This is a genomic window from Candidatus Nitrosopumilus koreensis AR1 (assembly GCF_000299365.1).
GTDB classification, from domain to species: domain Archaea; phylum Thermoproteota; class Nitrososphaeria; order Nitrososphaerales; family Nitrosopumilaceae; genus Nitrosopumilus; species Nitrosopumilus koreensis.
Window position 1 is genome coordinate 262,936 of the sequence record NC_018655.1, and the last position, 11,371, is coordinate 274,306.

12 protein-coding genes are annotated in these 11,371 nt (G+C 34.8%); 4 read left to right on the forward strand and 8 right to left on the reverse strand.

Annotation, left to right across the window (positions count from 1 at the left end):
• Window positions 1–19: 19 nt before the first annotated feature.
• Complete coding sequence (locus NKOR_RS01550; protein WP_014962600.1) at window positions 20–343, forward strand: hypothetical protein; 324 nt, start codon at window positions 20–22, stop codon at window positions 341–343.
• Here NKOR_RS01550 and NKOR_RS01555 read toward each other — a convergent pair.
• The 3 genes from NKOR_RS01555 to NKOR_RS01565 form a co-directional block, all read right to left on the reverse strand.
• Window positions 338–1,918, reverse strand: a complete 1,581-nt coding sequence (locus tag NKOR_RS01555; RefSeq protein ID WP_014962601.1) for a B12-binding domain-containing radical SAM protein — start codon at window positions 1,916–1,918, stop codon at window positions 338–340. The genes NKOR_RS01550 and NKOR_RS01555 overlap by 6 nt on opposite strands.
• A 72-nt stretch (window positions 1,919–1,990) precedes the next feature.
• Entirely contained in the window at window positions 1,991–2,767 is a 777-nt protein-coding gene (larB, locus tag NKOR_RS01560; RefSeq protein ID WP_014962602.1) for a nickel pincer cofactor biosynthesis protein LarB, read from the reverse strand.
• A gap of 32 nt (window positions 2,768–2,799) precedes the next feature.
• On the reverse strand, window positions 2,800–3,714 hold the full coding sequence (locus NKOR_RS01565; RefSeq protein ID WP_014962603.1) for a malate dehydrogenase: 915 nt from the start codon (window positions 3,712–3,714) through the stop codon (window positions 2,800–2,802).
• Between the two features lie 89 nt (window positions 3,715–3,803).
• On the opposite strand from NKOR_RS01565, the gene larC reads away from it, so the two are divergent.
• From larC to NKOR_RS01580, 3 genes are read left to right on the forward strand one after another with little or no spacing between them, the layout of a single operon-like run.
• Window positions 3,804–5,024: a nickel pincer cofactor biosynthesis protein LarC gene (gene larC / locus NKOR_RS01570; RefSeq protein ID WP_014962604.1), complete on the forward strand. Its 1,221-nt coding sequence runs from the start codon at window positions 3,804–3,806 to the stop codon at window positions 5,022–5,024.
• Window positions 5,025–5,822: an ATP-dependent sacrificial sulfur transferase LarE gene (gene larE, locus NKOR_RS01575; RefSeq protein WP_014962605.1), complete on the forward strand. Its 798-nt coding sequence runs from the start codon at window positions 5,025–5,027 to the stop codon at window positions 5,820–5,822. It begins immediately after the preceding gene.
• The gene (locus NKOR_RS01580; protein WP_014962606.1) at window positions 5,819–6,985 is read left to right on the forward strand and encodes a cysteine desulfurase family protein; all 1,167 of its coding nucleotides are present in this window, start codon (window positions 5,819–5,821) and stop codon (window positions 6,983–6,985) included. The genes larE and NKOR_RS01580 overlap by 4 nt, the downstream gene beginning before the upstream one ends.
• On the opposite strand, the gene NKOR_RS01585 is transcribed toward NKOR_RS01580, so the two are convergent.
• The 5 genes from NKOR_RS01585 to NKOR_RS01600 form a co-directional block, all read right to left on the reverse strand.
• Window positions 6,982–7,785 (reverse strand): PEFG-CTERM sorting domain-containing protein, encoded by an 804-nt coding sequence (locus tag NKOR_RS01585; protein WP_016939549.1) that lies wholly within the window; start codon window positions 7,783–7,785, stop codon window positions 6,982–6,984. The genes NKOR_RS01580 and NKOR_RS01585 overlap by 4 nt on opposite strands.
• A 69-nt stretch (window positions 7,786–7,854) precedes the next feature.
• Window positions 7,855–8,682, reverse strand: coding sequence for a PEFG-CTERM sorting domain-containing protein (locus tag NKOR_RS01590; protein WP_014962608.1), 828 nt, complete (start codon window positions 8,680–8,682; stop codon window positions 7,855–7,857).
• Window positions 8,683–8,804: 122 nt separating this feature from the next.
• Window positions 8,805–9,665 carry a PEFG-CTERM sorting domain-containing protein gene (locus NKOR_RS01595; RefSeq protein ID WP_014962609.1) on the reverse strand — a complete coding sequence of 287 codons (861 nt, stop codon included), beginning with the start codon at window positions 9,663–9,665 and terminating at the stop codon, window positions 8,805–8,807.
• Window positions 9,666–9,812: 147 nt separating this feature from the next.
• Complete coding sequence (locus tag NKOR_RS09835; RefSeq protein ID WP_016939550.1) at window positions 9,813–9,983, reverse strand: hypothetical protein; 171 nt, start codon at window positions 9,981–9,983, stop codon at window positions 9,813–9,815.
• A gap of 401 nt (window positions 9,984–10,384) precedes the next feature.
• Window positions 10,385–11,215 (reverse strand): PEFG-CTERM sorting domain-containing protein, encoded by an 831-nt coding sequence (locus tag NKOR_RS01600; protein WP_014962611.1) that lies wholly within the window; start codon window positions 11,213–11,215, stop codon window positions 10,385–10,387.
• Window positions 11,216–11,371 lie beyond the last annotated feature (156 nt).

Genomic DNA, 11,371 nt, shown 5'->3' on the forward strand with positions numbered 1-11,371 from the left:
AAAGACATTATCTAACATAATGCATATTGAATATGAGGAGTTTGATTCAATTGAAGATATTTTCATGTATTTAGCATCAGCAGCACCTCCAATGAAAAATACAATGCCAATTAATTCTTACAAAGACTATATCATGTCCTTTATTCCTCTTAGTCCTTCTACTGGGGAAACCTATCTTATGCTATATGTCAAGGGCTCTCTCGAACCTGGAATCTATGAGTTTGATGTATCTACAAAATCGTACAAAAAAGTTGATAATATTGAGAGAGCAGATAAGGTTTACTTTATCTCTTTGACTCCAAAACGAAACACCATAGCAGATGCTGCTATAGCAAGTCTATAGTTTCTTAGTTTGAATTTTTGGAGCAGATACTGATCTGCTTCTAGCGTATTTGTCAATTATCTCATCTGGGGTTCTTCCATTAAAGAGATCTTTACACAATCCTCTTAGATATCTCATAATTGCCCATGTTCCTGCCTTTAAAATTCCGTACATGAAAACTTTCATTGGTGGTCCATATGTCTTGTTTCTAAGAATAATTGGAATGATGTCATTAATCACGCGGAGGTTATTTTCCCAGCATTTCCAAAATAATGTAAACTGAGCTTCATTCAAATTTCCAAAGTGCATTGAATTCTTTTCACTAAAGTCTTGATACAATAATGGTGCCACTAATCCTCTAAAGTCCATTTCCCTAAAGTCACTCATCATGTCAATCGTATATTGGATATCATCAGGTGTTTCATCAGGCCATCCAATAATGATTGTAGCAGCTGGGAACCAATGATTTTCATTAAGAATTTTTGCTCCTTCTCTAACAACACTTCCCCACTCCTCAGTTGAAAATGGTCTTGTTTTAACACCTAGGTGTTTCTTTACCATGTCCGGTGCAACTGTCTCAATTCCTAAATTGGTTGCAAGCCACCTTCCTGATTGATCTTGTCCATTCACATGTGAAATTTGTTGCATTAATGTAGGATCTGCTGCAACTGCTGAAAATGTCATATGTGTTGTTCCAATAAAGTTTGCACCAAGTCCTTTTAGTGACTTCCACAAATCTGTAATCGCATCTCTGTTGGGAATAAAATCTCTGTTGTCACATCCATAAAGTAACATTTCATCAGAGTGTAACCAAATTGAATCAAAACCATAATCTAAATTGATTTTTGCTTCATGCTGTAATCTTTCTATGGGTAGATCTTTCTTTGATCTTTTATTTACATCACAAAAATCGCAACCCCTACCACATCCTCTCATTGCCTCAATCAAAGAATTGATTGTAGGTCCTTCAATTACTGGAATATTTTCAAGATTTCTTACAAAACAATGCATTAATTCTGGCGCATCATTTTTTTCTAAATCTTGGAATAAATCAACTGCTAATTCGTCTGCTTCACCTACTACAACCGTATCTATTCCATGAATCTTCATTCTGTCTGATTTTGCTAATTCCCATGCTCCGTTTCCTCCAACTACCACTTTGAAATCGTATTTCTTTTTGAGTTGAATTATACTTGCACACATTTTTTTAAATTTCATTGCAACATATGACAATTTTTCTGGTGACATTGTTGTGGTGACTGGTGCCATTCCTAATGGATCCATTACATTGATGCCAACAACTTTGGTATCTGGTCCGATTGATTTGTGTAACATATCAGGATGTCCAATAAATACATCTTCTCTGTTGTATCCTCCTTGAATCAATGAACTTTCGATTCTTCTTAGACCAATCTGAGCAACTTTTGCTTCACCTGTAATTGGATCTGTTTCTACTGAAGGACAAAATACTTTGTCAAAAACCCATTCTGGTAAAACCTCGTACGGTCCACATGCAATAAATCCATACAGAAAATTTCCTCTATAATTTGTCATTAAACTACGATCTGCAGTTAGTACAACACGTTTGCCAGCCAACTATCAGACTTCGTTTAATTATGTTATATATCATTTACGAGATTGACATGTCCAATAAGTTGTAAATTTTGCCTATTCTTTTTTTCTTATTGTTCTGTTTGCGATATTTGCTGCAATCCCACCAGCTGCAATCCCGTTGTCTATGTTTACTACCGATAATCCCAGCGAACAACTTTGAAGCATTGAAGCAAGGGCGGCAATTCCTTTTTCACCATACCCATATCCGACTGATGTTGGAATCCCAATAACTGGAATGTCTGTCATTGTAGAAACTAATGTTGCTAACGCCCCTTCCATTCCAGCAGCTACAATAATACAATCAACATCCTCTTCTATCATTTTTTTTAAGATTGGAAATATTCTTTGGATTCCTGCCACTCCTACATCATAACTTGTGATACACTTACAATTCATTGCCTCACAAACTAGTCTTGATTCTTCTGCTACTCCAATATCTGATGTTCCTGCAGTAAGAATACCTACTTTTCCACCATGAAATTTGATTGGTTTTTTAAATAATAATAATGAAGATGATTTTTTCCCTGTCTTGATTTTCACCTTTAACCTCTTTGCAAATGCTTGGATTTTTGGATAATCTGTTTTCTTTATTCTTGAGACAATCACTGAATTTGATTTTTCTAAAACTCGTTTTATGATTTTTTTAATTTCTTCTAGTTCTTTTGTCTCTGCAAAAATTATCTCAGGAATACCTCTTCTTTTTCTTCTGTTGATATCTATTTTTGCAATTCCTTCTATCTCTTCAATTGAATACAATGATAACATCTTTTTTGCATCATTAACTGAGACAGTTCCTGCCTTGACTGATTTTAGAACCTCGTGAATTTCCAATGATAGTTTTCTTTTTATGGATAAAAAAATGCTTAGATCTCAATACCTGATATTGCGCCTTTGACACTTTCAACTGCTTTGTTAAAGACTTGTTTTTCTTCATCATTTAGGTCTAATTCAATAATTTTCTCAACACCCTTTTTTCCTATGATTGCTGGAACCCCGATTGTGACATCTGAATGGCCATATTCTCCATCAAGATATGTTGCCACTGGAATGACTTGTTTTCTGTCCCTTACAACTGATTCAATAATTGCAGAAATTGCATTTCCTGGAGCGTGAACTGTTGCTCCCTTTAATTCAATAACTTTTGCTGCGACCTGTTTTGTGTTTTCAACCAATTCATCTAATTTTTCTTTTGGAAGAAATGATGATAGTGGAATTCCTGAAACTGATGAAAATCTTGGTAGTGGTAACATGTTTTCCCCATGTTCTCCGATTACTAATGCTCTAATGGAATCTCTAGAGTGTCCAGTTGCTTCATGGATAAATTGTCTGAATCTAGATAAATCAAGCATGCCGCCCATTCCAAATACTCTACTCCTATCAAATCCTGATGTCTTGTATGTGATGTATGCCATTGGATCTAATGGGTTAGTTACTGGAATAATCATAGAATCATCGGCATATTTTTTGACATTGTCTACTACGCTTTTGACAATTGAAGCGTTAATCTTCAAAAGATCCATGCGAGTCATTCCTGGTTTTCGTCCAGAACCTGCAACAACTACTACGATATTGGAACCTTTCATATCTTCAAAATTGTTAGATCCTTTCACTTCAACATCTATTCCTTGCTCAGAAAGCATATGGTTGATATCCATTGCCTCCCCTTGAGGAAGTCCTTCAGCAACATCTAGTAACAAAATTTGATCATCTAATCGTTTTAATGCAGAAAATACTGCAGCGTCTCCGCCTACTTTACCTGAACCAATAATAGTAATCATGAATGTCGCTGTTAATTTTCAATAATTAAATCTAATGAAATTTCAAACTGATCAGACGAATTTATAAGCATTTTCAATAATTTTTAATCATGGTTTTAGTAATTGATCCTCAAATCGCAGGAATATCTGGAGATATGTTTCTCTCTTCTTTGATTGATTTGGGAGCCGATAAAGACAAAGTTATTGATGGGATCAAAAAATCTGAAAAATTTTTCTCAGATTCTGTTATTAGAAAAATTGATTTTCAAAAAACCCAAAAACGAGGAATTGAGGCTGTTCAACTAATATTAGAAATTGATGAGCACTTACATGAAAGAAAGGGCTCTGAAATTAAGAAAGCAATCAATGATGCTACTCAAAATTTACAATTATCTGACAAGGCAAAAACCTTTGCTGATTCTTGCATTAACACCCTAATCTCTTCTGAATCAAAAATTCATGGTGTCTCAGAAGATTCAGTTCATTTTCATGAGGCATCTAGTATTGATACTTTGGTTGATATTGTTGGAATTACTATTGCTTTAGACGATTTAGGATTATTTGATGAAAAAATTATTTCTATGCCTGTCTCTGTTGGTGGGGGTAGTGTGACTTTTTCACATGGTACAATGTCTAATCCTGCAAGTGCAATTCTTGAGATTTTCAAAAACTCTTATCTAAAAATAAAAGGAAACAATGCTGATGAAGAATTGACAACTCCAACTGGTGCATGTATTTTAGCCAATCTGACAAACACGTCTATGGATTACTATCCTTCAATGAAAATTAATTCTATTGGATATGGTGCAGGAAAAAAAGATTTTCAAGAATTTTCTAATGTCTTAAAAATAGTCCAAGGCTCTACAAATAATTTGGAAATAGATTCAGTAAAAATTCTTGAGACCAATGTAGATGACATTTCTGGCGAAATTCTTGGAAATCTTATTGAAAAAATTATGCAAAAAGGTGCTCGAGATGTCTCAATTTATCATGGAATTACAAAAAAAGGAAGACCTACAAATCTTATATCTGTAATATGTGATGATCAAAATATTACTGAAATTGTTGATACGCTAATTCTCGAAACTGGAACCTTGGGTATTCGCATATCTGAATCTAATCGATTTATTGTACCTAGAACAAATCATAATGTTTCGTTAACAATTGATGGAAAATCTTTTGATATACGATACAAAAAATCTTCCTTTAAAGGAAAAACAGATTTCAAAATAGAGTTTGATGATTTGAAACATGTCTCAAGTTCTCTTGAGAAATCAATCAAAGAAACAGAATCATTACTTCGAAAAGAAATTGAACAACTGGAGAATTAAATGAAAAAACTAGATGAACTCAAACATTGGTTTGCTGATAAAAATAAAGTAATGATTGCATTGTCAGGTGGTGTGGATAGTGCACTTGTTGCATATGCTGCATATCAAAGACTTGGTGATTCTGCAATCGCAGTAACTGCTGACTACAAAACCCTTTCACAAGAGGAACTTCAAACAGCCAAACAAGTTTGTTCTGAAATAGGCATAAAGCAAATCCTATTAGATTATGACGAACTTGAAAATGAGGAATTTGCAAAAAATGATTCCACCAGATGTTTTCATTGTAGGATTGAATTAGGTGACCATCTCTTAAAATTGGCAAAAGAACAGGGTGTGAATGTAATTGTTGATGGAACAAATCTAGATGATCTTGGTGAATATAGGCCTGGAATTGAGGCATTGCGCCAAAACGGGATACGAAGCCCTCTTGTTGAAACAAATTTCTCAAAATCTCAAATTAGAGAACTTACAAAATCTATTGGACTATCTGTTCATGATAAACCTTCTAACTCTTGTTTGGCTTCAAGAATTCCTTGGGGTCAAAGAGTAACTGCTGAAAAGTTAGCTAGAATAGAATTTGGTGAAACTGTTGTTAAACAGCTAACAAAAATTAAACAAGTTCGTGTTCGTGATCTAAACGGTTCTGCAAAAATTGAAGTAGAAAAAAATGATATCTCTGAATTCACTAATGGTGTGTTAGATAAAATTACTGAAAAATTAAAGATGATTGGATTTTCTTCAGTTGAAGTTGATCAAGAAGGGTATAAACCAGGAAAAATTAATGTGATTGCAGATTGATTTATCTTGATAATGCTGCATCAACTCAAATCCATAATGATGTCTTGGATTCCATGCTTCCATATCTAAAAGAACAATATGGAAACCCTTCTTCTATCCATCGGTATGGTAGGTTGTCTCGTAAGGCAATTGAAAAAGCAAGAAAACAAATCGCATCTTTAATCAATGCTGATCCTTCTGAAATCCTGATTACCTCTGGTGGTACTGAATCAAACAATACTGCATTGCGAGGAATCACAACAGGACACTCTTCTGGTCAAATTATAACATCCTCTATTGAACATGACGCAATTTTAGAGCCATGTAAAAAATTGTCTCAGGATGGATTTGATGTTTTTTATCTTCCTGTTGATAAATTTGGTATGGTTAACCTCTCAGATCTGAAAAATAACATTTCTGAAAAAACTTTGATTGTTTCAATTATGTTTGGGAATAATGAGGTTGGTACCATTCAACCGATCTCTGAAATTGCTAAAATCTGTCATGAGCGTGGTATAATCTTTCATACTGATGCTGTGCAAGTAGTAGGAAAAATCCCCATAGATGTTCATGAATTAGGCGTAGATCTGCTCTCGATCTCATCTCATAAACTCTATGGTCCTAAAGGAATTGGTGCATTGTATATAAAAAAAGACATTTCGATTAACCCTATGATTTTGGGTGGTGGTCAGGAACACGGTTTACGCTCTGGTACTGAAAATGTAGCAAATATTGTTGGTTTTGGAAAAGCATGTGATCTTGCAAAAATAAATCTGTCTGAAAATATTTCTCATATGAAAAAACTTAGAGATACTTTGGTTCAAAATGTGGTCGATCAAATTCCTCAAGTAACTGTTAATGGACATCCGGAATCTCATTTGCCTAACAATGCACATTTTACTTTTCTTGGTGTAAACGGTGAGGACCTAATCATTAAACTTGACGAATATGGTATTGCAGCATCTACTGGTTCTGCATGTTCTGTGCATACTCAAAAGGCATCTCACGTTCTACAGGCAATGGGATTCTCACATGAACAAATAACTGGATCATTAAGACTAACTATGGGAATATTCAATGATCAAAAAGAAATTGAGCAAACAGTTGACATTTTAAAAAATATTGTAGAAGAATTAAGATCCGTGTCTCCATTTAAAGAAAAATACTCTTTTTCAAAAAACTAAATTTTTATCTGAAATTTGGTTCTAGTGAGAATTATTGTTGCCATTATTCCAACTAGTAAAACCATCATCACGATCGTCCCAAATTCTGGAACAACATATGTGCCAATAATCTCAATGTCTGAATCTCCCTGTTCAAAATTAATTGTAATTACTCTGGAATCTGCATGAACTACTGATTCTTGATATGCTACCTCTATTCCGTCAATCAAAATGATAAATGTGTCATCTTTCCCATCCTGTTTTTCAGCACCGATGAATTCTCTTGGTAAATCTAGTGTAATTACTCCTTCATCCGTAGAATCTACTTGAACTATTAACGCAAAAATATCTGAATCAACTATCATATTTTTAACTGTCCCACCTTTGATTGTGTATTCTACATCAAATGTTCCATGGCTTCCAGCATCAACTTCAAAATTAGTGGTAGTTTCAACTGCTCCTGATTCTGGAGTGTAATTGAATTTCGTCTCTGCCATGTTTCCGTCCCCATAAAGTACTCTGATTAGATACTCGCCTGCATTATTCCATAATGGACCTTCTGCAAGAATTGTGTGAGAATATGTTCCATCTTGGGCTACTGTGATTTGTGCAATGTCTACTAGATTCCCTGAAGTAAGTATTTGAAGTGTTACTGGTGTTCCTCCTACAACTGTTTGAACCTTTCCTGATATCACAATTGTGTCTCCTTCATCATAGTTTTTGTCATCTGTCTGAACAGACACAAATGGTTCTTGAGCAAATGCAAATCCTGTTGAAATTACTAACAAAGAAACTAATCCATAAAATATTTTAAAATTCACAAATTTTGAATGTCATGTTTGTATATTTCTTTTACTATCAAAAATGAAAAAATGAAAAAAGATGTGATTTTAGTATCTTGGCATAATGCTAAGTCTTGATCTTGCAGATACTGCAATTATTGAGATAATTGCTACTGCTAGAATCATGGCTGCAATTGTGCCAAACTCTGGGATTACAAAGGTACCAATAATTTCAATTTGTTCGGTTCCTGCTGGGAACATAACTGTTACTTTGTTTCCAACAATCTCGACATCATCCCATTCTTGTCCGTCAACTAATATCATGAAGATACCATCTTGGACTGTCTTTGATGGAGTTACTGTTAAGATTCCATCAGATTCTCTGGCATTGATGTTGATAACAATTGAATTGTCATCTGTATTGAGAGTTGCACCTGTTACTACTGCTCCTGAAATACTAAATGGTATACAATGACCATCTGCACTAATTTCACTAGCACCACATTGTTTGGATGATGTTGGTGTTTGGTAGCCTGGTGAGTATGCAACACCACCAGTTAATTCAACTTTGACACTGTTTTTCTTATCGGCACTGCCATAGTTTGCCTTAATGGTGTAGGTACCGTCGTATTTCCACATTGCACCTGCTGTGTTTAATGTTGTCTCAAAACTGCCATCATCTGCTACAGTGATTTGATCAACTGTGACGATAGAGTTTAGGGGATTCACAACAGTAATTGTAACTGGATATCCCGATGCTACATTTGCTACTTGCCCTTCTACCATAATCATGTCACTATGTTCATATGTTTTCTTATCTGTCCAAACAGATATTGGAATGTCTTTGAGCAACATCATGTTTGATGTTTCTCTTGCATTCTCCATAGTACATCCAACACATGCTTGTGGAATTTCATCCGCATATGCTGATGACACGGTTAAGGTACCGACTGCAGTCAAAACGGCTAGTAGCGCGAACGACGTACGATTGTTCATCTTGTTGCGAATTGAACCTGTCTCTATTTATGTATATTTAAAAAATGAAAAAAGATGTGATTTTAGTATCTTGGTATAATGCTAAGTCTTGACCTTGCAGATACTGCAATTATTGAGATAATTGCTACTGCTAGAATCATGGCTGCAATTGTGCCGAATTCTGGCACTACGACTCCGTCTTTAATCTCTACTTCAGTTGAAGCAGTATATTTTGGATCGTCAAATTGTTTTGCAGTTACAGTATAGAAACCATCTTGTTTCCATAGAGGACCACTTGTGTTGAATGTGGTGCTGAATTCACCATTTAGCATTGGCGATACTTGCCCGATGGATACTTTGTTTCCATTTGGTGCCGTGATAGTCAAAGTTACATCTTGACTAACCCTATCTGTTTGTCCTGAGATTTCAATTATTGAAGATCCCATTACTGCGTCTGCATAAATTTTCAACCCTGCATATTTAGCAACATTTGGTCCAGGTGGTACGAAGATATCTGAACTATAACTTGACTCAGTTACTGATGTTGTTTTAACCATTCCATCTACTATTTCTACTTCAACGTCCAAAGTGTATATTGAATTTTGTTGTAAGCTTTGTTTAGCTGATATTGTGTAAAATCCACTCTCTTTCCATGTTGGACCTACTTTGAATGTAGTCTCAAACGTTCCATCACTTCTTGGTGAAACTTGATCAATGACAACTACGTTATTCCCACTTGGAGATATTACTCTAAATGTAACGTCTGTCAACTTTGAAACTGTTTTACCTGTGACAGTAATGACGTCTGAATTCTTATCTGCTGTAGCGGTAATGAACATTCCTTGTGTCTGAGCAAATACGTCTTGCTGAATTGTGGTCATTGAAATTAATGACAGTGCCATAACGGCAAATACCACTGATGTTGTAGAACGTTTTAAATTCATCCTATTTTCATCCAAGTTTCTTTGGTATTTATGTATATTTAAAAAGTGAATTGGATAAACTGCGGGAGTTCATTTGATAAAATCATCATGTTTACTTTCAGGTGTTACGTTTTTTCATGGCATAATAACCAATACCGATCATAGAACCTAATGCGAGAATAACCAAAAGTGCCATACTGCCAAGATCATAACCTGATCTCTCTCCTGTCCTGATCTTACTTCCTCTGTTATTCCAAAAATCTCTTTGAGTTTACCTGTCCCCAAAATGATCAATATTCCAATTATGATATATGCCAAAGTCACTATTTGGTTACTCATGAATTGCTCATAAGGTAGAGTCAACTGAAATATTCAAAATACCTGCAATTATGATAACACTTTCAACTCCAATTTTGAGATTTTTTCTGCTTCTTTGAACCATTACACACATGATGTATGAGCATAAGAGTTATGGTTGACTAGCATTTTGAATTAAAGTTAACCATTTGTTAGATCCATTAATCTTGATTCCTACCAGTTCAGCAGATGCATCATTATTCATTCCCATATGAGAACGGATGTAATTGTGAAAAGTATGCATCCCTGAACTTGTTGGAGGATTATTTTTTCAAAATCTTATTTTTACCATTGGGCTTTCATTTAATCTGTGATTTCTTAAAAAATAATTTTATCATGAACCCATCTGTGCAATTCTTTAAAAAGAGAAAAAAGATGAAATTTTAGATTCTTGGCATAATGCTAAGTCTTGACCTTGCAGATACTGCAATTATTGAGATAATTGCTACTGCTAGAATCATGGCTGCAATTGTGCCAAATTCTGGGACTACAAAGGTACCAATAATTTCAATCTCTTCAGCCCCTGCATGGAATGCAATTGTAAGTGTTCTATCTGTTGATGTCATTGTTTCATCAAAGTCCACTTCTTCTCCGTCAACTAGGACAAAGAAATCATCATCTTCTCCATTTGGAAAAGTTGCATCCAATATTGATCTAGGGATTGTTAATGTGATTGAACCATCATCAGTGGCGTCAATTGAGATAATTAATGAGCTTGCATCCACATCAGGTATGATTCCAAGTAATTTAGCTCCTGTAATCTCATATCCTATCAAATCAGTTGAACCTTCAACTGAAACGGTTGTATCTGTTACTTTACCATCTGTCTTAACTGGTGTTGTTGAACCTGCAAATTCAAATGTAGTTTCTGCAACCCTGTTCTCATTTCCATATGTAACTACAACTGTGTATGTTCCTGATAATCTCATTGTTCCTCCAGCAGTTATTTCAGTGCTGAATTTTTTATCTGCACCTACTGTAACTTGATCAATTGCTACAATGCTACCATTAGGAGATGTAACCATGACAGCTACTGGAGTTCCTGCATATAGATCTCTGACTTCACCTGTTACCATGATAATTTCACCTTCTGAATAAGATGTCTTATCTGTAGTAACAACAATCGTACTTTGTATTTGTCCAAATGCTGGTGCCATACCAATACTTGCAACTAAAATTGCTGATAAGGCAAACACCATCAATTGTGATTTCATTGATTTTACGCCAAAATTTATCCTATTTAAGGTTGTGAAAAGATTAATTGACAAAAATAGAAAAATCACTACTTTCTTGACGAATTTCAGATTAGATATATATTAACCTGAGCGTGAGATTTTGACAGTTTGTGTGTATTCATTACTATTACATTT